28 protein-coding genes and 1 pseudogene are annotated in these 24,431 nt (G+C 72.8%); 14 read left to right on the forward strand and 15 right to left on the reverse strand.

Annotated features, from left to right (window positions below; genetic code table 11):
• Positions 1 to 13: 13 nt before the first annotated feature.
• From ACZ3HQ_RS05615 to rpmB, 4 genes and pseudogenes are all read right to left on the reverse strand, one after another.
• Entirely contained in the window at positions 14 to 1,552 is a 1,539-nt protein-coding gene (locus tag ACZ3HQ_RS05615; RefSeq protein WP_467508286.1) for an AMP-binding protein, read from the reverse strand.
• Between the two features lie 249 nt (positions 1,553 to 1,801).
• A pseudogene (locus tag ACZ3HQ_RS05620) lies at positions 1,802 to 2,094 on the reverse strand (DUF1345 domain-containing protein); the annotation flags it as partial.
• A 171-nt stretch (positions 2,095 to 2,265) separates the two neighbouring features.
• The gene (gene rpsN / locus ACZ3HQ_RS05625) at positions 2,266 to 2,571 is read right to left on the reverse strand and encodes a 30S ribosomal protein S14 (protein WP_467508288.1); all 306 of its coding nucleotides are present in this window, start codon (positions 2,569 to 2,571) and stop codon (positions 2,266 to 2,268) included.
• Entirely contained in the window at positions 2,571 to 2,807 is a 237-nt protein-coding gene (gene rpmB, locus ACZ3HQ_RS05630; RefSeq protein WP_467508290.1) for a 50S ribosomal protein L28, read from the reverse strand. Before rpmB ends, rpsN begins: the two co-directional genes overlap by 1 nt.
• Positions 2,808 to 2,883: 76 nt before the next feature.
• Here rpmB and rpmG point away from each other — a divergent pair, with 76 nt between their 5' ends.
• From rpmG to rpsR, 4 genes are read left to right on the forward strand one after another with little or no spacing between them, the layout of a single operon-like run.
• Positions 2,884 to 3,048, forward strand: a complete 165-nt coding sequence (gene rpmG / locus ACZ3HQ_RS05635; RefSeq protein ID WP_467508292.1) for a 50S ribosomal protein L33 — start codon at positions 2,884 to 2,886, stop codon at positions 3,046 to 3,048.
• Positions 3,049 to 3,076: 28 nt separating this feature from the next.
• Entirely contained in the window at positions 3,077 to 3,325 is a 249-nt protein-coding gene (locus tag ACZ3HQ_RS05640; RefSeq protein ID WP_467508294.1) for a type B 50S ribosomal protein L31, read from the forward strand.
• Positions 3,322 to 4,470, forward strand: coding sequence for a GTP-binding protein (locus ACZ3HQ_RS05645; protein ID WP_467508296.1), 1,149 nt, complete (start codon positions 3,322 to 3,324; stop codon positions 4,468 to 4,470). The genes ACZ3HQ_RS05640 and ACZ3HQ_RS05645 overlap by 4 nt, the downstream gene beginning before the upstream one ends.
• A gap of 21 nt (positions 4,471 to 4,491) precedes the next feature.
• Entirely contained in the window at positions 4,492 to 4,713 is a 222-nt protein-coding gene (gene rpsR, locus ACZ3HQ_RS05650; RefSeq protein ID WP_467508298.1) for a 30S ribosomal protein S18, read from the forward strand.
• A gap of 82 nt (positions 4,714 to 4,795) precedes the next feature.
• Here the strand turns inward: rpsR and ACZ3HQ_RS05655 are convergent, their stop codons facing one another.
• From ACZ3HQ_RS05655 to ACZ3HQ_RS05665, 3 genes are read right to left on the reverse strand one after another with little or no spacing between them, the layout of a single operon-like run.
• Positions 4,796 to 5,311, reverse strand: a complete 516-nt coding sequence (locus ACZ3HQ_RS05655) for a DinB family protein (protein WP_467508300.1) — start codon at positions 5,309 to 5,311, stop codon at positions 4,796 to 4,798.
• Between the two features lie 51 nt (positions 5,312 to 5,362).
• Positions 5,363 to 5,935, reverse strand: coding sequence for a hypothetical protein (locus ACZ3HQ_RS05660; protein ID WP_467508301.1), 573 nt, complete (start codon positions 5,933 to 5,935; stop codon positions 5,363 to 5,365).
• Between the two features lie 48 nt (positions 5,936 to 5,983).
• Positions 5,984 to 6,820 carry an alpha/beta fold hydrolase gene (locus tag ACZ3HQ_RS05665; protein WP_467508302.1) on the reverse strand — a complete coding sequence of 279 codons (837 nt, stop codon included), beginning with the start codon at positions 6,818 to 6,820 and terminating at the stop codon, positions 5,984 to 5,986.
• Positions 6,821 to 6,931: 111 nt separating this feature from the next.
• Here ACZ3HQ_RS05665 and ACZ3HQ_RS05670 point away from each other — a divergent pair, with 111 nt between their 5' ends.
• Together ACZ3HQ_RS05670 and ACZ3HQ_RS05675 are read left to right on the forward strand one after the other, a co-directional pair.
• Positions 6,932 to 7,069 carry a putative leader peptide gene (locus tag ACZ3HQ_RS05670; protein WP_467508303.1) on the forward strand — a complete coding sequence of 46 codons (138 nt, stop codon included), beginning with the start codon at positions 6,932 to 6,934 and terminating at the stop codon, positions 7,067 to 7,069.
• A gap of 112 nt (positions 7,070 to 7,181) precedes the next feature.
• Positions 7,182 to 8,051 (forward strand): glutathione S-transferase C-terminal domain-containing protein, encoded by an 870-nt coding sequence (locus ACZ3HQ_RS05675; protein WP_467508305.1) that lies wholly within the window; start codon positions 7,182 to 7,184, stop codon positions 8,049 to 8,051.
• On the opposite strand, the gene ACZ3HQ_RS05680 is transcribed toward ACZ3HQ_RS05675, so the two are convergent.
• The 5 genes from ACZ3HQ_RS05680 to ACZ3HQ_RS05700 form a co-directional block, all read right to left on the reverse strand.
• Positions 8,048 to 8,836, reverse strand: a complete 789-nt coding sequence (locus ACZ3HQ_RS05680; protein WP_467508307.1) for an N-formylglutamate amidohydrolase — start codon at positions 8,834 to 8,836, stop codon at positions 8,048 to 8,050. The two genes, ACZ3HQ_RS05675 and ACZ3HQ_RS05680, sit on opposite strands and share 4 nt — an antisense overlap.
• Positions 8,837 to 8,851: 15 nt before the next feature.
• Positions 8,852 to 9,991 (reverse strand): homoserine O-acetyltransferase MetX, encoded by a 1,140-nt coding sequence (gene metX, locus ACZ3HQ_RS05685; RefSeq protein ID WP_467508309.1) that lies wholly within the window; start codon positions 9,989 to 9,991, stop codon positions 8,852 to 8,854.
• 5 nt (positions 9,992 to 9,996) lie between these two features.
• Positions 9,997 to 11,361 carry a bifunctional o-acetylhomoserine/o-acetylserine sulfhydrylase gene (locus tag ACZ3HQ_RS05690; RefSeq protein WP_467508311.1) on the reverse strand — a complete coding sequence of 455 codons (1,365 nt, stop codon included), beginning with the start codon at positions 11,359 to 11,361 and terminating at the stop codon, positions 9,997 to 9,999.
• Between the two features lie 202 nt (positions 11,362 to 11,563).
• Complete coding sequence (locus ACZ3HQ_RS05695) at positions 11,564 to 13,783, reverse strand: NADP-dependent isocitrate dehydrogenase (RefSeq protein ID WP_467508313.1); 2,220 nt, start codon at positions 13,781 to 13,783, stop codon at positions 11,564 to 11,566.
• An 89-nt stretch (positions 13,784 to 13,872) separates the two neighbouring features.
• A complete protein-coding gene (locus ACZ3HQ_RS05700; RefSeq protein WP_467508315.1) occupies positions 13,873 to 14,298 on the reverse strand; it encodes a DUF4186 domain-containing protein in 426 nt (141 codons plus the stop codon).
• 59 nt (positions 14,299 to 14,357) lie between these two features.
• Here ACZ3HQ_RS05700 and ACZ3HQ_RS05705 point away from each other — a divergent pair, with 59 nt between their 5' ends.
• Complete coding sequence (locus ACZ3HQ_RS05705; protein WP_467508317.1) at positions 14,358 to 15,023, forward strand: HD domain-containing protein; 666 nt, start codon at positions 14,358 to 14,360, stop codon at positions 15,021 to 15,023.
• Positions 15,024 to 15,069: 46 nt separating this feature from the next.
• Here ACZ3HQ_RS05705 and ACZ3HQ_RS05710 read toward each other — a convergent pair whose 3' ends face one another.
• Positions 15,070 to 16,167 carry a mechanosensitive ion channel family protein gene (locus ACZ3HQ_RS05710; protein WP_467508319.1) on the reverse strand — a complete coding sequence of 366 codons (1,098 nt, stop codon included), beginning with the start codon at positions 16,165 to 16,167 and terminating at the stop codon, positions 15,070 to 15,072.
• A gap of 255 nt (positions 16,168 to 16,422) precedes the next feature.
• Between ACZ3HQ_RS05710 and ACZ3HQ_RS05715 the strand changes: the two genes are divergently transcribed.
• Positions 16,423 to 16,746 carry a hypothetical protein gene (locus ACZ3HQ_RS05715; RefSeq protein ID WP_467508321.1) on the forward strand — a complete coding sequence of 108 codons (324 nt, stop codon included), beginning with the start codon at positions 16,423 to 16,425 and terminating at the stop codon, positions 16,744 to 16,746.
• A 13-nt stretch (positions 16,747 to 16,759) separates the two neighbouring features.
• A complete protein-coding gene (locus ACZ3HQ_RS05720; RefSeq protein WP_467508323.1) occupies positions 16,760 to 17,101 on the forward strand; it encodes a hypothetical protein in 342 nt (113 codons plus the stop codon).
• Between the two features lie 40 nt (positions 17,102 to 17,141).
• On the opposite strand, the gene ACZ3HQ_RS05725 is transcribed toward ACZ3HQ_RS05720, so the two are convergent.
• A complete protein-coding gene (locus ACZ3HQ_RS05725) occupies positions 17,142 to 17,906 on the reverse strand; it encodes a crotonase/enoyl-CoA hydratase family protein (protein ID WP_467508326.1) in 765 nt (254 codons plus the stop codon).
• Positions 17,907 to 18,004: 98 nt separating this feature from the next.
• Between ACZ3HQ_RS05725 and ACZ3HQ_RS05730 the strand changes: the two genes are divergently transcribed.
• The 5 genes from ACZ3HQ_RS05730 to ACZ3HQ_RS05750 all read left to right on the forward strand — a co-directional run bounded on the left by ACZ3HQ_RS05730 (position 18,005) and on the right by ACZ3HQ_RS05750 (position 24,150).
• Entirely contained in the window at positions 18,005 to 19,891 is a 1,887-nt protein-coding gene (locus tag ACZ3HQ_RS05730; protein ID WP_467508328.1) for an ABC transporter ATP-binding protein, read from the forward strand.
• Positions 19,892 to 19,989: 98 nt separating this feature from the next.
• Positions 19,990 to 20,811 (forward strand): LytR/AlgR family response regulator transcription factor, encoded by an 822-nt coding sequence (locus ACZ3HQ_RS05735; protein WP_467508330.1) that lies wholly within the window; start codon positions 19,990 to 19,992, stop codon positions 20,809 to 20,811.
• 114 nt (positions 20,812 to 20,925) lie between these two features.
• Positions 20,926 to 21,258 (forward strand): hypothetical protein, encoded by a 333-nt coding sequence (locus tag ACZ3HQ_RS05740; RefSeq protein WP_467508332.1) that lies wholly within the window; start codon positions 20,926 to 20,928, stop codon positions 21,256 to 21,258.
• Positions 21,255 to 22,943 carry a sodium/solute symporter gene (locus ACZ3HQ_RS05745; RefSeq protein ID WP_467508334.1) on the forward strand — a complete coding sequence of 563 codons (1,689 nt, stop codon included), beginning with the start codon at positions 21,255 to 21,257 and terminating at the stop codon, positions 22,941 to 22,943. The genes ACZ3HQ_RS05740 and ACZ3HQ_RS05745 overlap by 4 nt, the downstream gene beginning before the upstream one ends.
• A gap of 10 nt (positions 22,944 to 22,953) precedes the next feature.
• Complete coding sequence (locus tag ACZ3HQ_RS05750) at positions 22,954 to 24,150, forward strand: sensor histidine kinase (protein WP_467509050.1); 1,197 nt, start codon at positions 22,954 to 22,956, stop codon at positions 24,148 to 24,150.
• A gap of 13 nt (positions 24,151 to 24,163) precedes the next feature.
• Here ACZ3HQ_RS05750 and ACZ3HQ_RS05755 read toward each other — a convergent pair whose 3' ends face one another.
• A complete protein-coding gene (locus tag ACZ3HQ_RS05755) occupies positions 24,164 to 24,337 on the reverse strand; it encodes a hypothetical protein (RefSeq protein ID WP_202448138.1) in 174 nt (57 codons plus the stop codon).
• Positions 24,338 to 24,431: the final 94 nt, after the last annotated feature.

Below are 24,431 nucleotides of genomic sequence, written 5' to 3' on the forward strand. Positions count from 1 at the left end.
GCGGAAGACGGCGTCAGAGCGACGCGAGGCGGCGCAGTTCCTTCTTGTCCGGCTTGCCGACGTCGGTGAGGGGGAGGGCGGACGGGAAGGTGATCCGGGCCGGCTCGTACATCGCGCCGCGCTCGGCGCGGACCAGCGCGCGCAGCTCGTCGGCGGTCGTGGTGGCGCCGGGGGCGAGGAGGACGGCGGCGTGGACGCGCTCCATGCGGTCCTCGTCCCGGACGCCGAAGACCGCGCTCTGCAGGACGTCCGGGTGGCTGTTGAGCAGGTCCTCCAGCTCGGTGGTGTACACATGGCCGCCGACCACGACGATCATGTCCTTGAGGCGGTCGACCACGGTGAGGTAGCCCGCGTCGTCGAGGAAGCCGACGTCGCCGGTGTGCAGCCAGCCGTCCCGGAGCACCTCGGCGGTGAGCCGCGGCTGCTTCCAGTAGCCCTGCATGACCATGGCGGAGCGGACGCAGATCTCGCCGTGCTCGCCGTTCGGGAGGACGTTGCCGTCCGCGTCCCGGATCTCCACGTCCACGCTCGGCAGGATCTTCCCGGCGGTGCGCAGCAGGGCGGGGTCGTCCGGGTCGTGGTCCGTCGCGGGCAGCACACTGATGAGGCCGCCCTCGTTCTGCCCGTACCCCTGCGTCAGCACCGGGCCGAGGCGGCGTACGGCGTCGGCGATGCGGGCGGGGGAGGACTGGCAGCCGCCGTAGAGGACCTGGCGCAGGCCGGAGGTGTCGGTGTGCGCCAGGTCGGGGTGGTCGAGCAACTGGTAGAGCAGCGGCGGCAGTAGCCACATGTGGGTGATGCGCTCCCGCTCGACGGTACGGAGCACCTCACCCGGCTCGAAGTCGTCCAGCAGGACCACCGTGCCGCCGGTCTCCAGCACCACGTCCGCGAGCATCCCGGCCGCGTGCGCGATGGTGGTGGCGACCAACTGCCGGTGCTCGCCGGTCCCTTCCCCGGTGACCGGGCGCGCGGAGCGGGTCTCCTGGACCTGGCGGAAGGTCGTGCAGATGCCCTTGGGGTGGCCGGTGGTGCCGCCGGTGTGGCGGATGCCGCAGATGTCGTCCGGTTCCGCCCGGCTGGGGAACGCGTCGGCCGGCTGCGCGGCGGCCAGCGCCAGGAGGTCGTCCGCGCTGTCACAAGGGCCCAGCGTCAGCACCGACTTGACCGGCACCGACGCGGTGATCTCCGCGGCCCGGCCGGTCAGCCGGGGGTCGACCACGAGGGCGCGCGTCTCCACGTCGGCGACGATCGCGGCCTGCACCTCGGCGGAGAGCTTGCTGTACAGGTGGTTGACCCGGGCGCCGATCAGGTTCGCGGCGTAGCGCACGGCTATCGCCTCGGGCAAATTGCCGCTGAGCAGGGTGACGGTCTGGCCGCGCTCGATCCCCTGGGCCCGCATGGCCCACGCCATCCGGTGCACCAGGTCGTGGAACTCCCCTGCAAAGACGCGGTGTTCACCGTGTACCAGGGCCTCGCGTCCGGGGTTCTCCCGCAGGGCGTCGAGGATGTCCTCCACGGGGTTGCGGAAGCGTGGGGCTGCGACGTCGGGCATGGGGGGTCCTCCTGGGCCGGGGCGTGCGGGGGCCCGGCCGGTTGTTGCGGTTCTGCTGTGGGGGGCGGGAAAGTTCCCGAATAAAGGTTGCCTAGACCAACCAAGTCGACTCTAGGACGCTCGCGGAAGCAGCGCCAACTTCGCGGCCGCGAACGTCGACAATCGGCCGATTCGGCTAGGTCAATCGGCCAATCTCGACTCCGTACGCCCCCGCTGACCAGCGACGACGCCGGTCCCGCGCAGGGGTGTTCAGCCCGCCGTCAGGGCGGAGACCAGGCCGGCCAGCGTCGCGGTGTTGCACACGAACGCGATGACCGAGTTTGCCGACACGGTGCGCCGCATCGGCCGTGAGGTCACGCTCACGGTCGTGCCGAAGGTCGTCATGACCGGCAGCGCGGAGTACGCGTAGTCACGCGGGGGATCGCGCGGAACGTCGTCCCGAGATGGCTGGGCAGCCCCACCGCCGCGGCCGCCGCGATGAACAGCGACACCCCCGGACCGGGCGCGGTGCCGCTGACGTACCGCTGGATCACCGTGCCCCGGCAACGGGTAGGCGAACAGCGACAGTTCGCCGATGTCCCCGGTCGACAACTCCACCACGTGGCCGGTGCGGACGAGCGGCGAAAGGGTCACCACCGTGCAGGCCGCGACGAGCACGCTCGCGGTGCTCGGGCCGTGGAGCCGCGACGGGGGGCCGCCGCGGCTCCTCCTCGTCACCAGGACGACTTGCGCACCCCCGGCAGGAACCCGGCGTGCGCCTGCTTCCGCAGGTTCACCCGCGAGAGGCCGAACTTGCGGAGGTGGCCGCGCGGGCGGCCGTCCACGCTGTCGCGATTGCGTACGCGGGTCGCGGCGGCGTCGCGGGGCTGGCGGCGCAACTCCCGCTCGGCCGCCGCTCGTTCGGGCTGCGTGGAGGCCGGCCTGCGAATGATCTCCTTCAGCTCCGCCCGGCGGGCCGCGTACCGCTCGACGGTGCGGCGGCGGCTCTCGTTCTTGGCGATCTTGCTCTTCTTGGCCATCAGACGTTCCCGCCACGGGCCCGGATGCGTGCCACGGCGGCCTCGACGCCGATGGCGTCCACGGTCTTGACCGCCCGCGCGCTGAGGGTCAGCCGGATGTGGCGGCCCTCGCTGGGGAGCCAGTACCGCTTGCGCTGGATGTTGGGGTCGAAGCGGCGCGGGGTGCGGCGGTGGGAGTGGGAGATGCGGTTGCCGAAGCTCGGTGCGGCGCCGGTGAGTTGGCAGTGGGCGGACATGGTGGGGCTGCTCCTTGCGAGGGTCGCCGTGAGCGACCCTTGTCGGTAATGAAAATCGTTGTCGTATGCTACCCCCATGGCTCGCAACGAGATCCGCCCGATCGTCAAACTCCGTTCGACCGCCGGCACCGGCTACACGTACGTGACCCGGAAGAACCGGCGGAACGACCCCGACCGCATGACGCTGCGCAAGTACGACCCGGCCGTGCGCCGGCACGTCGACTTCCGCGAAGAGCGCTGAACTCCCCGAACCAGCAGAGGAATCCGCCATGAAACCCGGTATCCACCCGCCGTACGCCCCCGTCGTCTTCCGTGACCGCGCTGCGGGGTTCGCCTTTCTCACCCGGTCCACCATGACCAGCGAGCGCAGCGTGGAGTGGGAGGACGGCAACGTCTATCCGGTGGTCGACGTCGAGGTCTCCTCGGCGAGCCACCCCTTCTACACCGGCACCGCCCGCGTGCTGGACACCGCCGGCCGCGTCGAGCGCTTCGAGCGCCGGTACGGAGGGGGCCGATGACCGGGGAACTCGCTGTCGTCATCGTGGCCGGGCTGCACGCCAAGGCCCGGCGCCGCACCGTCGACCGGCTGCTGTGCGACGTGCCCGGCAGCGCGGCCCTGCACCACGACCTGTCGACGGCCGCGACGGGCACGGTGCGCCGGAGTGTGCGGGACGCGTCGGGGCTCTGGTCCACCGGTGAGACCCCGCTGGTCAACGACTGCGCCTGCTGCGCGCTGCGCGAGGATCTGCTGCCCGAGCTGCGGCGGCTGGCCGAGGGCGGGACGACCCGGCTGGCGGTGGTCGAGCTGTGGGACTCCGTCGAGCCGCGCGCGATGGCCGAACTCGTCGCCGCGCACGGTGAGGGGTTCCTGCGGCTCACCAACGTCATGACGGCCGTCGAACCGGCCCTGCTGCTCGCCTGCCTCGGCAACGGGGACGACCTCGCGGAGGCGGGGCTCGCGGCGGCGGCGACCGATCAGCGCACCGTCGGGGACACGTTCGCCCGGCAGTTGGAGTACCCGGCGGTGCATGTCCTGGCCGAGCCCGGCGAGGCCGAAGCGGCCGACCTCGCGCTGCTGGAGCAGCTCCACCCGACGGCCCTTCGCGTCGCGCTGGACTCGCCGGAGCCGGCCCGGCTGGCCTTCGCCGGGTTCGACGTGGAGTCCGCGGCGGCGGCCCAGCATCCCGCGTGCGCGCTGCTTCCGCAGGACGCGGAGTCGGCCGGGGTCGCCACCCTGGTCTACCGCCACCGGCGGCCCTTCCATCCCGGTCGGCTCTACTCCGCGCTGGAGGAACTGTGCTGTGCGGCCGCCCGCAGCCGGGGGCGCTTCTGGCTCGCGGACCGCCCGGACACGCTGCTCTCCTGGGACGCGGCGGGGGGTGCGCTCTGCGTCGAGAGCGCGGGTCCCTGGCTCGCCGCCCTGCCCGACGCCGCCTGGGAGCTGGTGCCGCCGGTACGGCGTGCCGCCGCCGCGCTGGACTGGCACCCGGAGCACGGCGACCGCTGTCAGCACCTCGTCTTCACCTCGCCCGACCTCGACCGCGACGGCCTCGCCACGGTTCTGGACTCCTGCCTGCTCACGGACGCGGAGATGGCGGGCGGCGCGGAGTCCTGGAAACGCTTCCCGGCCGCCTTCGACCAGTTCCTCGACCCCGCCGTGTGACCCGCTGAAGGAGCCCGCACCATGCCACGCCACCCCACTCGCCCCCGGCCCAACCCCCTGGACGCCGCCGACATCACGTACATCGACTACAAGGACACGGACCTGCTGCGGAAGTTCATCTCCGACCGGGGCAAGATCCGCAGCCGCCGGGTCACCCGCGTGACCGCCCAGCAGCAGCGCCAGGTGGGCGCCGCCATCAAGAACGCCCGCGAAATGGCCCTGTTGCCGTACACCGGGCGCTGAATTTAGTCCCGGCCTACCGCCGGGGGCTGTTGCGCCCGGAGCCGTGAACAGCGGGGGCGCGGGATGGTGATCTCCCGCGCCCCTACACGCCGGTTCGTCCGTCGAGGAGCTCGCGTACGACATCCAAGTGGCCGTTGTGCCGGGAGGTTTCCTCGATGAGGTGGAGGAGGACCCATCGGAGGTCGACGTGGTCGCCGTTGCTGATGGGGCGTTTGGCGGGGGTGTTCAGGTCGTGGTCCGAGACCAGGCGGCGGTAGCGGCTGCTCTGGGACTCGTAGTCGGCGAGGAGTTGGGGGAGCGGGATGTCCACCGCTGTGCGCATTTCGGGGTCGGGGTCTTCGTCGGTGGCCTCGGTGAGGGGGCCTGCCGGGTCCTCGCCCAGGAACATCACCTCGAACCAGTAGTGCTCGACCCAGCGGAGGTGGCTGATCAGCCCGCACAGGGTCATCAAGGGGGAGCCCGGCAGCGGGGCCCGGCGGGCGTCTTCGGCGGAGACCCCCTCGCACTTGGCTCGTGCGGTGTCGCGGGCGTAGTCGAGGAACGTGGTCAGCTGCGTACGCTCGTCCCAGGTGGGAGGCGTGTCGGTCTGTCGAGTCATCGCCGGGAGTCTCCCGTAGCCGGGAAGCGGTGTCGACCGAATTGCCGGGGGCTACAGCGCGGCCACCTGCACCCTCCCCGTGAACCGGCCCCCCACCTGGCCCGCGAGCCAGTGGACGCGGTCGGTGTGGTCGCCGTCGCGGTCCCGGACGTGCACGTGCACCGTGTGGTCCCCGGAGGGTTCCTCCTGGTAGAGATCGCGGGAGTACAGGCTCAGGGTGAGGTAGGCGTACTTATGGCTGATCTCGTCCAGCCCCGCTTCCGGGACCGGGCGCCAGGCGTCCAGATCCCAGCGGACGGCAGCCGTCGAGTCCGGCCCCAGCGCCTCGATGAAGGGTTCGGCGCAGGCCGATGGGCGATTCCAGTCGAAGATCTGGACGGGCAGGCAGCCGGCGGGATCGTCACCGGCGCCCGACGAGCCGTGCTGCTCGCCGGCCTCGGCCCGCCACTTGAGGTCGGGGAGCACCTGGCGTACGCGCGTCAGGGTGTCCCGCGACCGGATCACCCCCTCGAAGTCGACCTCCGCCTGGTCAGCGTCCGCCCAGCTCAGCAGGGTGCGCACCGCGCGGATCGCTTCGGAGAGGTCGGCCGTCGTGAGGATGGCGGCAGCGGCGGAGTTGCTCATGGCGGAACAGTAGGGCAGACCCTTCCACTACGCACTGAGCACCCCGCGTTACGCGTTCCAGAACGACGTCAACGCCTCGATCACCGCTTCCGGTTCGTACACGTTCGGTGAGTGGCCGCCGCCCGTGATCTCCGTGTAGCGGGCGCCCAGTTCCCGTGCCATCGCCTCCGCTTCCCGCTCAGGCCAGGTCTCCTCGGGGGTGCCGAAGACGACCGACAGGGGAATGCCGCACCCGCGCAGCGCCTCGCTGCGGTCCGGCTCGGTGATCATCCGTTCGGCGGCCAGGCGCAGGGCCTCCGGGGCGTTGCGGGCCCAGCGGTCCGAGAGGAACGAGAGCACCTCCTCGGAGACCCCGCCGTCCTCCGGGCGGAGGAAGGGCCACAGGTCCGGGACCGGGGTCGTGCGCAGGGCGTCCAGCAGCAGCCGCAGACGCTCCCGCGTCGACTCCGCCACGGCCGCCGGGCCGAAGTTCAGCAGCGTCAGCGAGGCCCAGGTATCCGCGGGAGACGCAGAGTTCAGCACGGCCAACCGCGACACCAGCCCCCCGTAGGAGTGGCCCACCAGATGTACCGGGCCCAGCGTTGCCGCCAGTGCGATCACGTCCGACGCCAGATCCTCGGGCGCGTACGACGGGTCCTTCGACGCCGGGCCCGTCTCGTACTGGCCCCGCTGGTCGATGGCGACCACCCGGTAGCCCACCCCGGCCAGCCCCGGCAGCAGCGGGAGGAAGTCCTCCTTGCTGCCGTTGAAGCCCGGCACCAGCAGGGCCGTACCGCGCGGGACCGCCGGGGGAGCGGCCGTGAACGCGGCGAACGTCCCCCGGCCGGTGTCCAGGCGCACGCTCCGGACGCTGTCGGGGCGGGCGATGGAGAGGATCTGGCTCATGGGAGCGATGGTACGTAAGGCCGTGCCCCAGGGATGGACCCCCTCTTGACGCGGCGTCCGGCGCGGGCCGACACTCCAGGTCGGGGAAGTCCAGCGAACAGGTGGGGACCCATGAGGCGCCTGGAGACGGTGACCGGCCGCAGCGGCCGCACGCCGTCGCGCGCCCCCCTCCTCAAGGCCCCCCTTCTCACCTCCCGCCTGCACATCGACCTGCTCCGCGTGTGCAGCGCCATCGGACCGCGCCTCTGACCTGGGGCCCTCGCCCGTCCACGCGCCGTCCTCCGCACTCCTCTCTCACGTCAGCCGCCGCTGTTCCCGCAGGCGCGCCCGCGCGCGCCCTCGCCCCTGGGGAGACGTACGTATGCCCATCACCGCGCCGACCGCCCTTCCGACCGTCCGGCACAGCTCCGCCTTCCGGGGGCGGCTCGGCCAGGACCCCCACAGCGGCCACCACGCCGTGCCGCACCGCTACCGGCTCCACCTCTCCACCGCCGACCCCGACGGACTGCGCCTCGCCATCGGCCACAGCCTGCTCGGTCTCGACGCGAGCTGTCCGGTCACCCTGCTCCCCGCCGTCCCCGACGCCCCGGACGGCAGCCACTCCGCGCTCCGCCCGCTCTACGAGGCCAGCGCGCACCGCTACTCCGGCCCGGCACCCGCCCCCGTGCTCAGCGACGCCTGGTCCGGACGCATCGTCAGCACCCACGCGCCGGACATCCTGCGCGACCTGGACCTCTTCCCGGGCGCCGGCGACGCCCCGCTGCGGCCCCGCGGCTGGGAGTCCACCATCGACGCCGTGGAACGGCTCTGCGCCGAGGGCATCGAACAGGCCGCGCAGCGCGCGGGCCGCGCCGACGAGGACCCGGCCGGGCGGGCCGCCGCGCTGGAGGCGCTTCTCGACACCCTGTCCCGGCTGGAGCGCCGGCTGACCGGCGAGGAGTACCTGGCCGGGGGCCGGCTCACCGCGGCCGACATCCACCTCTGGGTCTCCCTGGTCCAGCTCGACACCGTGCACCGCTGCCACCTCGATGCCTCCGCCGTGCACCGGATCACCGGCCTCACCGCGCTGTGGTCCTACGCCCGGCGCCTCGCCGCCCACCCCGCCTTCGGCACCCACCTCGACCTCGACGGCATCGCCCTCCGCCACCACGGCCGCTGCCAGGGCCTCGAAGCCGCGGGCGCCGCCGTGCAGATCCTCGACTGGGCGGCCCACGCCGGCCCGAAGAACTAGCCGACGGAGTCCACCAGCACGGCCAGCGCGGCCGCCAGTCGGTCCAGGCCCGCTCCGGCCGGGCCGCCTGGCTCGGTCATGTACGTGTCCCGGCGGATCTCCACCATCAGCGCGCTCACCCGCCGCTCCCGGCCGTAGTGCGCGAGGGGCACGTACGTGCCGCCGAACGGGCTGTCCAGCCCGGTCTTCCCGTACGGCGAGAACGCCGACCGCGCCGCCGCCGTCAGCCCCGGCGGGGTGTGGAAGGGGTCCGTGCCCAGGCACACCGCCGGGCGCGGGCCCTCGCCGTGCAGCTCGTACGGCAGCGGGCGGGACGGGTAGGAGTGGACGTCGATCACCACCGCCCGCCCGGCCGCCGCCAGCCGCTCCGACACCGCCTCGGTGACCGCGCGGGCGTACGGCTCGAAGTACTGCCGGATCAAAGGCCCTTGGTCGATGTCCTCGGCCCGCAGGGGTTCCCGGTGCGTGGTGCGGGTGTACACCGCGCCCATGCCCACCGCGCGCATCTCCTCCCGCTCGTCCGGGAACCGCTCCGGGTCCACCACCAGCCGCGACAGCCGGTTCACCAGCCGCCACGGCCGCACCCCCGCCAACTCGGCCGCACGCTCCGCCAGTTCGGCGGTGTGCGCGTCCGTGATGTGGTCCAACTCCCGCTCCAGCGCGGCATCGTCCAGCAGCAGCCCCGCCCGCACCTCGGCCGGGACCGCCCGCGCGGAGTGCGGTACGTGCAGCAGCACCGGCGACGCCGGGTCACCCGGCAACAGCTCGAACGAGGGCTCGGACACATCGGCTCCCAGGGATCAGCGCAGCAACTCGGCCACCAGTCTGCCAACCTGCTCCGTCTCGATCAGGAACCCGTCGTGCCCGTACGGCGACTCCACCACCCGCAACCCGTCCGCCGACGGGATCAGCGCGGCCAACTCCCGCTGCTGGGACAGCGGATAGAGCCGGTCGGAGTCCACCCCGGCCACCAGCGCCGGCGCCCGCACCCCCGCCAGCGCCGAGCGCGTACCGCCCCTCCCGCGCCCCACGTCGTGCGCGTTCATCGCCTCGGTCAGCACCACGTAACTCCCCGCGTCGAAGCGCCGGACGAGCTTCTCGGCATGGTGGTCCAAGTACGAGCCCACCTGGTAACGGCCCCCGTGCCACGGGTCCTCCGCACCCTGCGCAGCCCGGCCGAACCGGGTCTGGAGTTCCGCCTCCGCACGGTAGGTCACGTGGGCCAGACGGCGGGCCAGACCGAGTCCGTCCACCGGCCCGCGTCCGGCATGGTGATAGTCGCCGCCGTACCAGTGCGGGTCGGCGCGGATGGCCCCCAACTGGATCTCGGCCCAGGCGATCTGTTCGGCGCTCGCCGCGGCTGCCGTGGCCAGCAGCAGGAGCGCGCCGACCCGGTCCGGGTACGACACCGCCCACTCCACCGCGCGCATCCCGCCCATCGAGCCGCCGACGACCAGCGCCCACCGCTCGATCCCGAGGGCGTCCGCGAGCCCCGCCTCCGCCGCCACCTGGTCCCGCTGGGTCAGGAACGGGAACGCCCCGCCCCAGACCCGGCCGGTGCCCGGCCGGGGAGAGGCCGGGCCGGTGCTGCCCTGACAGCCGCCGAGCACGTTCGGCGCGACCACGAACCAGCGGTCGGTGTCCAGCGCCCGGCCCGGCCCGACCAGCGCGTCCCACCAGCCCGGCGTGGGATGCCCCGGACCGGCCGGACCGGCCACATGGCTGTCGCCGGTCAGCGCGTGCAGTACCAGCACGGCGTTGGACCGGTCCGGCGCCGGCCGCCCCCAGGTCTCGAACGCCAGCCGCGCGCCCGGCAGTTCACCGCCCGCCTCCAGCCGAAGCGGCGTACCGGCGGTGTGCCACCGGCGGCGCCCGGCCGGGTCCCCGTCCCGCCAGGCGCCGGTGACCGGCGGGAGCGGGGCGGGGCGGGCGCGCGGCACGGTGCTCAGGAGGTGCCCTTGGCCGCGCGGAACCCGGCCTCCAGGTCCGCCTTCAGATCGGCCAGACTCTCGATGCCCACCGACAGCCGGACCAGCCCCGGCGAGGTACCGGTCGCCGTCAACTGCTCCTCGTCGAGCTGGCTGTGGGTGGTGGACGCGGGATGGATGATCAGGCTGCGCACGTCACCGATGTTGGCGAGGTGGCTGAACAGCTCCACCGCGTCCACGAACCGCTTGCCCGCCTCCACCCCGTCCCGCAGCTCGAAGGAGACGACGGCGCCGGCGCCGCGCGGGAGGTACTTCCGCCCGGCCTCGTACCACGGGCTCGACTCCAGGCCCGGATAGTGGACGGCGGCCACCTCGTCGCGGCCCTGAAGCCACTCGGCCAGGGCCAGCGCGTTGGCGGAGTGCCGCTCCAGGCGCAGGCTCAGCGTCTCCACCCCCTGGAGCAGCAGGAACGCCGAGTGCGGCGAGAGCGCCGGGCCCAGGTCGCGCAGCAACTGCACCCGCAGCTTGACCGCGAAGGCGCCCGGACCGAGCGCCGGCCAGTACCGCAGGCCGTGGTAGCTCGGGTCGGGCTCGGAGAAGTCCGGGAAGCGCTCGGGGTGGGCGCCGAAGTCGAAGGTGCCGCCGTCCACCACCACACCGGCGATGGCGGTGCCGTGCCCGCCGAGGAACTTGGTCGCGGAGTGCACCACGATGTCCGCGCCGTGCTCGATGGGCCGCAGCAGATAGGGGGTCGGCACCGTGTTGTCCACGATCAGCGGCACGCCCGCGTCGTGCGCCACGTCCGCGACCGCCCGTACGTCGAGCACGTTGCCGCGCGGGTTGCCCAGGGTCTCCGCGAACAGCGCCTTGGTGTTCGGCCGGAGCGCGGCCCGCCAGGCGTCCACGTCGTCCGGGTCGTCCACGAAGGACACCTCGATGCCCAGCCTCGGCAGGGTGTGCCGGAACAGGTTGTACGTGCCGCCGTACAGCGAGGCGCTGGAGACGATGTGGTCGCCCGCGCCCGCCAGGGTCAGCAGGGCGAGCGTCTCGGCGGCCTGCCCGGAGGCCAGCGCGACGGCGGCGACCCCGCCCTCCAGCGCCGCGATCCGCTGCTCGAACACGTCCTGTGTCGGGTTGTGGATGCGGGTGTAGATGTTGCCGGGCTCGGCGAGCGAGAACAGGTCCGCGGCGTGCTGGGTGTCCTGGAAGACGAAGGACGTGGTCTGGTAGATCGGCGTGGCGCGCGCCCCGGTCGCCGGGTCGGGCACCGCGCCGGCGTGGATCTGCCGGGTCTCGAAGGACCAGGCCGAGGTGTCGGGTCCGGCGGGCGGTTCGTCCGGGGTGTGGCCGGCGGTGACCGAGTCGATGGGCTGACTGCTCATGGTGCTCCTCGTGCGGTGCGGGCGCGGGTTCGGGCACGAGACAAGCACGGCAGGACAGCTCCGGACAGCCCGGCACGAACCCCGACACGAGGACTTCATGTGCGCCCACATCCCCGCAACACGGCCGCAGCACAGCGCGGTGACGACCGTGCCCCGGCCGGAGGAGTCCGGCCGGGGCACGCGCGTGCGGCTGCCGCTTGCGTCAGCTCAGCGAGCCGAGCGCCGCGTTCCAGGTGGCCGACGGGCGCATGACCGCGTCCGCCTTGGCCTTCTCCGGCTGGTAGTAGCCGCCGATGTCGGCCGGGGAGCCCTGCACCGCGAGCAGCTCCTCGACGATCTTCTGCTCGTCGGCCGCGAGGGCCTCGGCGAACGGGGCGAACGCCTTGGCCAGGTCGGCGTCGTCGGTCTGCCTGGCCAGCTCCTGCGCCCAGTACAGGGACAGGTAGAAGTGGCTGCCGCGGTTGTCGATGCCGCCGACGCGACGGGTCGGGGACTTGTCCTCGTTGAGGAAGGTCGCCGTGGCGCGGTCCAGGGTGTCGGCGAGGACCTTGGCGCGGGTGTTGCCCGTGGCCTCGGCGTACTGCTCGAAGGCGGGGACCAGGGCGAAGAACTCGCCGAGGGAGTCCCAGCGCAGGTAGTTCTCCTTGACGAGCTGCTGGACGTGCTTCGGGGCGGAGCCGCCGGCGCCGGTCTCGAACAGGCCGCCGCCCGCCATCAGCGGGACGACCGACAGCATCTTGGCGCTGGTGCCCAGCTCCAGGATCGGGAAGAGGTCGGTCAGGTAGTCGCGCAGCACGTTGCCGGTCACCGAGATGGTGTTCTCGCCGCGGCGGATGCGCTCCACCGACAGCTTGGCGGCCTCGACCGGGGGCAGGACGCGGATGTCCAGGCCCTCGGTGTCGTGCTCGGTCAGGTACTGGTTGACCTTGGCGATCAGGTTGGCGTCGTGCGCGCGGGTCTCGTCCAGCCAGAAGACGGCCGGGTCGCCGGTGGCGCGGGCGCGGGTGACGGCCAGCTTGACCCAGTCGCGGATCGGGTCGTCCTTGGTCTGGCAGGCGCGGAAGATGTCGCCCGCGGCGACCGGCTGCTCGATGAGCACGTTGCCGTCCGCGTCGACCACGCGGACGGTGCCCGCGGTCGCGACCTCGAAGGTCTTGTCGTGCGAGCCGTACTCCTCGGCCTTCTGCGCCATCAGGCCGACGTTCGGGACCGTGCCCATGGTGGACGGGTCGTAGGCGCCGTTGGCGCGGCAGTCGTCGATGACGGCCTGGTAGACACCGGCGTAGGAGGAGTCCGGGATCACCGCGAGGGTGTCGTGCTCCTCGCCGTCCGGGCCCCACATGTGGCCGGAGGTGCGGATCATCGCGGGCATGGAGGCGTCCACGATGACGTCCGAGGGGACGTGCAGGTTGGTGATGCCCTTGTCGGAGTCGACCATGGCGAGGGCGGGGCCCTCGGCCAGCTCGGCGTCGAAGGACGCCTTGATCTCGGCGCCCTCCGGCAGGCTCTCCAGGCCCTTGTAGATGCCGCCGAGGCCGTCGTTGGGGGACAGGCCGGCCGACTTCAGGGTCTGGCCGTACTTGGCGAACGTCTTCGGGAAGAAGGCGCGCACCACGTGGCCGAAGACGATCGGGTCGGAGACCTTCATCATCGTGGCCTTCAGGTGCACGGAGAACAGGACGCCCTCCTCCTTCGCGCGGGCGACCTGCGCGGCGAGGAACCGCTCCAGCTCGGCCACGTGCATCACGGAGGCGTCGACGACCTCGTCCTTGCGGACCGGTACCGACTCGCGCAGCACGGTGGTGGTGCCGTCCTCGGCGACCAGCTCGATACGGAGCGTGCCGTCCTCGGCGATCACCGTGGACTTCTCGGTGGAGCGGAAGTCGTTCTCGCCCATGGTGGCCACGTTGGTCCTGGACTCGGGGGTCCAGGCGCCCATGCGGTGCGGGTGGGTCTTGGCGTAGTTCTTCACCGAGGCGGGGGCGCGGCGGTCGGAGTTGCCCTCACGCAGGACCGGGTTCACCGCGGAACCCTTGATCTTGTCGTAGCGGGCGCGGACCTCGCGCTCCTCGTCGGTCTTCGGGTCCTCGGGGTAGTCCGGCAGGGCGTAGCCCTTGGCCTGAAGCTCGGCCACGGCGGCCTTGAGCTGCGGGATCGACGCCGAGATGTTCGGCAGCTTGACGATGTTCGCGGCCGGCGTCTTCGCCAGGTCGCCCAGCTCGGCCAGCGCGTCCGGGATGCGCTGGTCCTCGTCCAGGTACTCCGGGAAGACGGCGATGATGCGCCCGGCCAGCGAGATGTCGCGGGTCTCCACGGGGACCCCGGCCTGCGCGGCGTACGCCTGGATCACCGGCAGGAACGAATGGGTCGCCAGGGCCGGCGCTTCGTCCGTGTAGGTGTAGATGATGGTCGAGTCAGTCACCGGGTGCTCCGCTCCACGTCTGCAACATTGCTCGACATCAAGATATCTCGTGACCGGGTCCGCTTCGACAGGGGTCCGGGCCCGACCGGTCAGCGCGCGCCGCCGGTCATCTCCCGCTCGATCCAGCGGCAGATCACCTCCACGACGTACACATGCTCGGCGCGGGTCAGGTCCCGGCCCTTGGGGATGCCGTGGCAGCGCTGCAGGCAGGTCCGGCAGCAGGTGCCGGTGGCGTGCTGGGCGACGAAGACGGGATGGCCCCGGTACGGGGTCTGCTTGCCGTCCTTGTACGGCTGTGCCGGGGCGAGCCGCCCCGCGATCAGGTCGTACGCGTGCCAGCGGATGGTGGCCGGGCCCTTCAGCTCGGCGGTGACCCGGTCCCGGCCGCGCAGGTGGAACCTGGCCCGGAACGGCTGCCGGGTGATCGAGTCGAGCCGGGCGTCGAGGGCTGCGGGGGAGGGCGGCGTGAAGGGCTCCGGCTCGGGCGTCGGCTCGGGATCATGGGAGGAAGTCATACTATTTCGAGCTTAAGCCCGGTGGCGTGAGCCGCGGCCGCGCGTGCCACGATGAGCCGGTGAGTGACGAACCCCGGAACCTGCTCGTGGACAAGACGCCCCTGCCCGACGGCATCGAGGAGCGGCTGCGCGCCCAGCTCACCTTCCTGGTGGAGGTGGACCGGCTCAAGACCGTGCTCCGTCAGTCGCCGCTCGCCGCGGCCGACCGCCGGGAGAACGACGCCGAGCACTCCTGGCACCTGGCCATGATGGTCGCGGTCCTCGCCGAGCACTCCGACGAGCCCATCGACGTCGGCCACACCGTGGAGCTGGTGCTGTTGCACGACCTGGTGGAGATCTACGCCGGTGACACCCCGCTGTACGACAGCGCGGGCGGCGCCGGCCAGCAGGAGCGGGAGTCGGCCGCGGCCGACGAACTGTTCCGGCTGCTCCCGGACGACCAGGCCCGGCGGATGCGGGCGCTGTGGGACGAGTTCGAGGAGCGGGCCACCCCCGAGGCCCGGTTCGCCAAGGCGATGGACCGGCTCCAGCCGCTGCTGCTCAACTGGATGGCGCGTGGCGGGACCTGGCGCACCCCCGGTGTCACCGCCGACGACGTGCGGGCCCGCAAGGCGGTGATCGGGGACGCCTCCGCCTCCCTGTGGACGGCGGGCCGGCACCTCATCGACGAGGGCGAGCGGCGGGGCTGGTCGCGCGGCACGGGGGCCGAGGACCGGGGGGACTGAGGGGACTGAAAGAGGTGGCGGCGCCGGGAGGGCGCCGCCACCGTGCTCACTGCTCGGACGAGGACGGGGACGGTGCCGTCACGTCGTCGGCCGTGCGCTGGTGCGGTATCAGCGCCGAGCCCGGCTGGAGCGCGACCGTACGGGTCGGGGCCGGGATACGGATGCCCTCCTCGCGGTAGCGGCGGTGCAGCCGCTTGATGAACTCGTGCTTGATCCGGAACTGGTCGCTGAACTCCCCGACGCCCAGGATGATCGTGAACCCGATGCGCGAGTCCCCGAAGGTGTGGAAGCGGATCGCGGCCTCGTGCTCCGGGACGGCGCCGGTGATCTCGGTCATCACCTCGTCGACCACCTCGGCCGTCACCCGCTCCACGTGCTCCAGGTCCGAGTCGTAGCTCACCCCCGCCTGCACCAGCACCGTCAGTTCCTGCTCGGGGCGGGTGAAGTTGGTCATGTTGGACTTGGCGAGCTCGCCGTTGGGGATGACCACCAGGTTGTTGGAGAGCTGGCGCACGGTCGTCTGACGCCAGTTGATGTCGACGACGTACCCCTCCTCGCCGCTGCTCAGCCGGATGTAGTCGCCGGGCTGCACGGTCTTGGAGGCGAGGATGTGGATGCCGGCGAACAGGTTGGCCAGCGTGTCCTGGAGCGCCAGCGCGACCGCCAGACCGCCGACGCCGAGGGCGGTGAGCAGCGGGGCGATCGAGATGCCGAGGGTCTGGAGCACCACCAGGAAGCCGATGGCCAGCACCAGGACGCGGGTGATGTTGACGAAGATGGTCGCCGAGCCCGCCACGCCCGAGCGGGACTGGGTGACGCTCCGCACCAGGCCCGCGATCACCCGCGCCGCCGACAGGGTCACCACGAAGATGAGCCAGACCTGGAGGGACTGGTTGACGTGGTGCTGCACGGTACGGGTCAGCGGCAGCACGGCCGCGCCCACCGCGACGCCGCTCGCTATCGCGGCCCACGGCACGACCGAGCGCAGCGCGTCCACGATGACGTCGTCACCGCTCCACCGGGTCCGCTTGGCGTGCTTGGCCAGCCACCGCAGCACCGTCCGGGACAGAAAGGCCAGCACGAGGCCGGCCGCCAGCGCGATACCGGCGAGGACCAGGTCGTCCAGGGTCGGCGTGCGGTTCACCGGGCGCCCCCGGTGGCCGAAACGGCGGTGTGGAGCCTGCTGTGAAGTCTCGTCACGTTGTCACCTGCTCGAAGTCCGGGATGTGCGAACGTGCCCTCGGTACGAAGGTCCGGCGAAGGGCGCGTGCCGTCATCCTGCCGCATGCGCGAGGCCCTGAAATGCCGTGCGGACACTCGGTGTGGGAGTTGGCTTTTCTTGACATATCGTCATTTACACTGACGCTCGTCACTCAGCGTGAGGATGAATATGAGAAGCGTGACTCAAGCGCTGCGCAGCCCGCGGCGCCCCTTGATGCTCGGTGCCGCGCTGACCATCGCGCTCGTCGTGCAGTCGGCCGTCATCGTCGAACAGCACCTCCAGATCCAGGGGTTGCAGACGCAGTCCGTCGACTTCCAGGAGGGCCTGGAGCCCGGTCCTCCCGGTCCCTCCGGTCCGGCCGGCCCCACCGGCCCCGCCGGTCCCATCGGGCCACCCGGAAAGGACGGCACGGACGGCACGGACGGGAGGGACGGGCCGCCCGGCAAGGACGGCAAGGACGGAAAGGACGGCAAGGACGCCGTCGCCCCGCCGGCGAGCTAGCGTGAGGTTCGACGTGAGAAGCGTGAAAGAGGTATTGCGCGGTTCGCCGCGCCGCATGGCGGCCGGCGCGGCGGTGACCGTCGTGCTGGCCGCGCAGGCGGTCCTGCTCGTCGCCCACCAACAGCAGCTCGACGCGATGCGGATGGAGCGCGTCAGCCTCGAGGACGGCGGCACCGGCACCCACCAGGGTCCGCCCGGTCCGCCCGGCCCCTCGGGTCCGTCCGGCGATCCGGGTCCCATCGGGCCCACGGGCCGGCCGGGGGCGGATGGCGAGGACGGCGACGACGGCCGTCGGGGCCCCTGGGGGCGACGGGGGCACGACGGCAGGGACGGACGGGTCATCACCTACCACTGAGGTCCGTGCCGGCGCTGTCGGGCGTGGTCTCCCCGTGAGTTCACGCCTCGCCGAACGTCCCGTGCCGCCCCGCGCCCTCGGCGAACCGGCGGGCTCCGCGCAACGACTCGTCCAACACGGCCGCTCCGAGCCGGAGTTCAGTGCGCATCGCCTCCTCCTCGGGCAGCCCTTCCTGGCCGAGCACCGAGGCGCGGTCGGAGCGCAGGCAGTCCTGGGGGAAGCGGGCGATGGCCGCCGCCAGTTCCTCGGCCTCGGCGCGGGCGCGGCCGGGCGGGACGACGCGGTCCGCGAGGCCGATGGCGTGCGCCTCGGCGGCCGGGACCGGGCGGCCCGTGAGGATCATGTCCATGGCCCGGCCGGTGCCGATCAGGCGGGGGAGCCGTACCGTACCGCCGTCGATCAGGGGGACGCCCCAGCGGCGGCAGAAGACGCCGAACACCGCGTCCTCCTCCGCCACCCGGAGATCGCACCACAGAGCCAGCTCCAGACCGCCCGCCACGGCATGCCCGGCCACGGCCGCGATCACCGGCTTGGACAGCCGCATCCGGGTCGGGCCCATCGGGCCGTCGCCGTCCGGCGCGACCCGGTTGCCCCGCTCGGTGCCGATCGCCTTCAGGTCGGCGCCCGCGCAGAACGTGCCGCCCTCGCCCCACAGCACCGCCACGCGCGCGTCGTCGTCCGCGTCGAACGCCCGGAAGGCGGCGGCCAGTTCGGCCGCTGTGGGGCCGTCCACCGCATTGCGTGCCGCCGGGCGCGACAGGACGACCGTCGTCACCTGGCCCCGCTTCTCCACCCGAACCGTCACCGGGACTCCTCCTCGCCGCGCTGCTGGAGGGAACACTGTGCCGCACCCGGACCCCGGACGGTTGACCTCAAGCAAACTTGAGGTCCTAGGTTGGACGCATGAGCATGGAAACCACCGCCTGGACGCAACTGCACAGCGTGATGACCGCGCAGCAGCAGCGCCGGCCCCTCGCCCGCGCCACGCTGCGCCGCATCGCCGCCTTCGCCCGACCGCACCGCGCGGGCATCACCCGGTTCGTCCTGCTCGGCATCGTCACCGCCCTGCTCGCGGTCGCCACCCCGGTGCTCGCCGGACGCGTGGTCGACGCCATCGTGGCGGGCCACGACTCCGGCCGGGTGGTCCGGCTGTCGCTGCTCATCGCGGCGGTCGCGCTCGCCGAGGCCGGGCTCGGCATCCTGGTGCGGCGGCTGTCGGCGACTCTGGGGGAGGGGCTCATCCTCGACCTGCGCACCGCCGTCTTCGACCATGTGCAGCGGATGCCCGTCGCCTTCTTCACCCGTACCCGCACCGGAGCCCTGGTCAGCCGCCTCAACAACGACGTGATCGGCGCCCAGCGGGCCTTCGCCTCCACCCTGTCCGGCGTGGTCACCAACGTGGTCACCCTGCTGCTCACCCTCGCCGTCATGCTCACCCTGTCCTGGCAGATCACCCTGCTCGCCCTGGTCCTGCTGCCGGTGTTCGTGCTGCCCGCCCGCCGCATGGGCAGCCGGATGGCCCGCATGCAGCGCGAGGCGGCCGAGCTGAACGCGGCCATGGGCACCCGGATGACGGAACGCTTCTCCGCGCCCGGCGCCACCCTCGTCAAGCTGTTCGGCCGCCCCGAGGAGGAGTCCGCCCAGTTCGCCGCCCGGGCCCGTCAGGTCCGCGACATCGGCGTGCGCACCGCCACCGCCCAGTCGCTGTTCATCACCGCCCTCACCCTGGTCTCCGCCCTCGCGCTCGCCCTCGTCTACGGCCTCGGCGGCTGGTTCGCGCTGCGCGGCACCCTGGAGGCCGGCGCCGTCGTCTCCCTCGCCCTGCTGCTCACCCGGCTCTACGCCCCGCTCACCTCGCTCGCCGGGGCCAGAGTGGAGGTGATGAGCGCCCTGGTCAGCTTCGAGCGGGTCTTCGAGGTGCTGGACCTGAAGCCGCTCATCGCGGAGAAGCCCGACGCGGTCGCGGTGCCGGACGGCCCGGTCGCCATCGAGTTCGACGACGTGCGCTTCGCCTACCCGGCCGCCGACAAGGTCTCCCTCGCCTCGCTGGAGGAGGTCGCCGCGCTCGACGTACGCGGCGGCGCCGAGGTACTGCACGGCGTCTCCTTCCGCGCCGCGCCCGGCGAGACCGTCGCCCTGGTCGGCTCCTCCGGCGCGGGCAAGTCCACCATCGCCCAGCTCCTGCCGCGCCTGTACGACACCGACAGCGGGACCGTACGGGTCGGCGGGACGGACGTGCGCGACCTGAGCGCCACTTCGCTGCGGGCCACGGTCGGCATGGTCACCCAGGACGGCCACCTCTTCCACGACACCGTCCGCGCCAACCTGCTCCTCGCCCGCCCCGGCGCCGGCGACGACGAACTGTGGGACGCGCTCGGCCGGGCCCGGCTGGACGGGGTCGTACGGTCCCTGCCGGACGGGCTCGACACGGTCGTGGGCGAGCGCGGCTACCGGCTCTCCGGCGGCGAGCGCCAGCGCATGACCATCGCCCGGCTGCTGCTCGCCCGCCAGCGCGTCGTCATCCTCGACGAGGCCACCGCCCACCTCGACAACACCTCCGAGGCGGCCGTGCAGGAGGCCCTCACCGAGGCCCTCCAGGACCGCACCGCCGTCGTCATCGCCCACCGGCTCTCCACCGTCCGCGCCGCCGACCAGATCCTCGTCGTGGAGGCCGGCCGGATCGTGGAGCGCGGCACCCACGACCAGCTCCTCGCGGCCCAGGGCCGGTACGCCGAGCTGTACCGCACCCAGTTCGCCGGGAAGGACGACGAGACGGCGACGGTGGTCTGACCCCGGCCCCGGTGAACTGCCGCGTCACCGTGCTGGACGCCATCCGCGCGAGGGCCCACCATTCCTCCCACGGACACGGGAGAGAGGGATCGCCGGGGATGAGCGGGACGCGGCAGACCGGGACACAGGGCGGCAGCGGCGAGGGCCTGTTGCGGGTCCTCGCCGTGGACGACGAGGAACCCGCGCTCTCGGAGCTGCTGTACCTGCTCGACCAGGACCCCAGGGTCGGCAGCGTGCTGCCCGCGCTGGAGGCCACCGAGGCGCTGCGCACCCTCAGCCGGGCCGTGGAGGGCGGTGCGGACGCGGTCGACGTGGTCTTCCTCGACATCAACATGCCGGGCCTCAACGGCCTCGAACTGGCCCGTCTGCTGGGCGGGTTCGCCGCACCGCCGCTCATCGTCTTCGTCACCGCCCACGAGGACTTCGCCGTCCGTGCCTTCGACCTCAAGGCCGTCGACTACCTCCTCAAGCCGCTGCGCGAGGAGCGGTTCGCGGAGGCCGTGCGCAGGGTGGCCGAACTGACCCACGCCGGCCAGGGCCCCCGCGCCCAGCCGGCCGCACCGCCCTCCGGGGGGCAGGTCCCGGTGGAACTGGGCGGGGTGACCCGGTTCGTGCCCGTCGCCGACATCGCCTACGCCGAGGCGCACGGGGACTACGCCCGGCTGCACACCCGGCGCGGCAGCCACCTCGTGCGCGTACCGCTGTCCACGCTGGAGGAGCAGTGGCGCGCCCACGGGTTCGTGCGCATCCACCGCAGCCATCTGGTCGCGCTCGCCCGGATAGAGGAACTCCGGCTGGACGGCGGCAACCTGACCGTCCGGGTCGGCGACCGCGTCCTTCCCGTCAGCCGTCGCAACGCCCGTGAACTGCGCGACCTCCTGGCCCGCCGCGCCACCGGCACCGCGGCCCGCCTCCGCTGAGCCCGGTGCGCTGTGGCGACCCCGTGCCGAACCCGCCGGGGCCCTGTCTCACCGCGGACGCGCTGCGTACACTCGCCGCAACAAGGTGATCACCGGGGCCTCGGGGGGTGCGTCATGGGTGCGGAACCCACCCCGCGCCGGGAGGTGGTCACCGGGTCTCCCGCCGGGCGTACACGGAGCGCCTACCTGGACTCCTCCGTCCACGACGACGCCACCGTACGGAAGTTGATGCGTCGTCAGATACGCGTCGGCCTCGTCGCGTGCTCCCTCCTCGCGCTGCCCCTCGGGCTCCTCCCTCTGGTGTTCCGGCTGCTGCCGGCCGGTGGCACGAGCCAGGGCGCCGTCTGGCTGCTGCTGGGGGTGGCGCCGTACCCCGTGCTGCTCGCCACCGGCGCCTGGTACGTCCGCCGTGCCGAGCGCAACGAGGGTGATGTGAGCGGGCGTTGAACCAGACCTACGGAATCGCCGGGGTGTCCGCCGTGGTGCTCACCACGGCACTCGTCGGCGCGCTCGGGCTGCGGATCTCCCGGACCACCTCCGACTTCTACGTCGCCTCCCGTACCGTCGCGCCCCGGCTCAACGCGTTCGCGGTGAGCGGGGAGTACCTGTCCGCCGCCTCCTTCCTCGGCATCGCCGGGCTGCTGCTCGCCCAGGGCGTGGACATGCTCTGGTTCCCCATCGGCTACACCGCCGGGTTCCTCGTCCTGCTGGCCTTCGTCGCCGCCCCGCTGCGCCGGTCCGGCGCCTACACGCTGCCCGACTTCGCGGAGGCCCGGCTGGAGTCGCGGGCGGTGCGGCGGATCGCCGGGGTGCTCGTGGTGGGCGTCGGCTGGCTGTACCTGCTGCCTCAACTGCGGGGCGCGGGGCTGACCTTGCGGCTGCTCACCGGGGCGCCCGGCTGGCTCGGAGGGCTGGTCGTCGCCGTCGTGGTGACCGTCGCCGTCGCGGCCGGGGGCATGCGCAGCATCACCTTCGTCCAGGCGTTCCAGTACTGGCTCAAGCTCACCGCCCTGCTGGTGCCCGTGGTGTTCCTGCTCGCCGCCTGGCACGCCGACCGCGCCCCGCTGCCCGCCTGGGACGAGCGGCCCGTCTTCCACCGGTCCACCGAGGTGCGCGTCGACCGCCCGGTGAACGTCACCGTCCAGGAACCCGTACGGGTCACCGCCACCGGCAGCGTCGACGGCCACCCGCTGCGCGCGGCCGCGCTCACCCTCACCGAGGGGCGCCACCACATCGGCGCGCACACCGAACTCCGCTTTCCCCAGGGCGCCCAGGTGCCGCTGCCCGACCGGGCGGCGGGCTCCGCCTCGCTCGGCCCGAGTCGCGGGGAACACGGTCTGTACGCCACCTACGGGCTGATCCTCGCCACCTTCCTCGGCACCATGGGTCTCCCGCACGTCGTCGTCCGCTTCTACACCAACCCCGACGGCCGCGCCGCCCGCCGCACCACCGTCATCGTGCTCGGCCTGCTCGGCGCGTTCTACCTGCTGATGCCGCTGTACGGCTCGCTGGCCCGGCTGTACGCGCCCGACCTGCTGCTCACCGGCGACACCGACGCCGCGGTACTCGTGCTGCCCCAACGCCTGATCGGCGGGGTCGGCGGCGACCTCCTCGGCGCGCTGGTCGCGGGCGGGGCCTGCGCGGCCTTCCTCTCCACCGCCTCCGGGCTCACCATGTCCGTCGCCGGGGTGCTGGCGCAGGACGTGCTCCCGGCGCTGGGCCTGAGGCACTTCCGGCTCGCCGTCGTCCCCGCCGTCGCCGTACCCACCGCCGCCGGGACGGTGGTCGGCGGGCTGCCGGTGGCCGACGCGGTCCAACTGGCCTTCGCCGTCTCCGCGTCCTCCTTCTGCCCCCTGCTCATCCTCGGCATCTGGTGGCGCGGCCTCACCCCACCCGGCGCCGTCGCCGGCCTCCTGCTCGGCGGTGGCTCAGCCCTCGCCGCCGTCACCGTGACCATCACCGGCACCCCGCGCTCCGGCTGGACGCACACTCTCCTGGCCTGGCCCGCGGTGTGGTCGGTACCGGTCGGCTTCACCGCGATGATCCTCGTCTCCCTGGCCACCCGACACCGGGTGCCGGCCGGCACGGCGGCCACGATGGCACGGCTGCATCTGCCTGAGGGGCGGGTGTGAGGTGGCGGACTTGAGCGTGCTCGGGGTGTTGCTGCTGGCTGTCGCGGGGCTTGCCCTGTTCGTGCTCGGGGCCGCGTCGGGTCATGTCGCGCTCCGCCGTCAGCAGGCGAACCCGGCGGGCCCCGGTACCCCCGTCGAGCAGGCCACCTTTCACACCCTGCACACCGCCTCCCTGGCCGCGCCCCCGCTGCGGGCCGGGCTCACCGAGGACACCGCCCGGAAGGCGGCGCGGCGGTTGCGGCCGTTGCTCGGGGCCGGGGCGCTCGCCCTCGCCGACGAGGAGGCCGTGCTCGCGTGGGACGGGGCGGGGGAGCATCACCGTGCCGAGGTCACCGGGCGGCTGGCCGCCGCGGTGCGGGCGGGGCGTACTCAGCGGGTGGAGCTGGACTGCGCGCACGCCGACTGTCCCGTACGGCAGGGGGTGCTCACGCCGTTGACCGTGGACGGGCGGGTCGTGGGGGTGCTCGCCGCGTTCGGGGGCGGGGAGTCCGGGGGGCTGCGCCGGGCCGCCGAGGAGGTCGCCCGCTGGGTCTCCGTGCAGCTCGAACTCGTCGACCTGGACCGGGCCCGCTCCAGCGTGATCGAGGCCGAGATCCGTGCCCTGCGCGCCCAGATCTCCCCCCACTTCATCTACAACTCCCTGGCGAGCATCGCCTCGTTCGTGCGCACCGACCCCGAGCGGGCCCGTGAACTCCTGCTGGAGTTCGCGGACTTCACCCGCTACTCGTTCCGCAGGGGCGGCGACTTCACCACGCTCGCCGAGGAGTTGCGCTCCATCGAGCAGTACCTCGAACTCGCCCGCGCCCGCTTCGGCCGCCGCCTCGAAGTCACCCTGCGGATCGCCCCCGAGGTGCTGCCGGTGACCCTGCCGTTCCTGTGCCTGCAACCGCTCGTGGAGAACGCGCTCAAACACGGCCTGGAGGAGTCCGCCGAGCGCGGCCGCATCACGATCGTCGCGGAGGACGAGGGCACCGAGGCCCGCGTGGTCATCGAGGACAACGGCGTAGGCATGGAACCGGACCGCCTGCGCGCCCTGCTGCGCGGCACGGCGGGCCCGGACACCGGCATCGGCCTCAGCAACGTCGACCGCCGGCTGCGCCAGGTGTACGGAGACCCGTACGGTCTGGTCATCGAGACCGGCGTGGGTGCCGGCACGAAGATCACCGTACGGGTCCCGAAGTTCCGCCCCGGCTCGCGCCAGGGGTGACGGGGATGAACGCTCAGGTCCAGCGGCCGTTGGACTGCTTGCGCTCCTGCTGCTGGCGCGGGTAGTGCTGCTGGTCCTTCGCCTGCCGGGCGGCTGCCTCGGGGATCTGCGTGTGGTAGTAGAGCTGCTTGCCCTGCCCCCGCGCGCCCAGGCCGTGATGCCCCTTCACCGGGGAGTTCTTACGCATGACTCGACTCCTTGCTCGCACGGAGATCCGGTCACCGGCGCACAACGGCGCCCGTTTCGTTACGGTTCATGGTATTCCCGCTCCGCCATTCGGG

It is taken from the genome of Streptomyces sp. NPDC018263, from assembly GCF_055562575.1.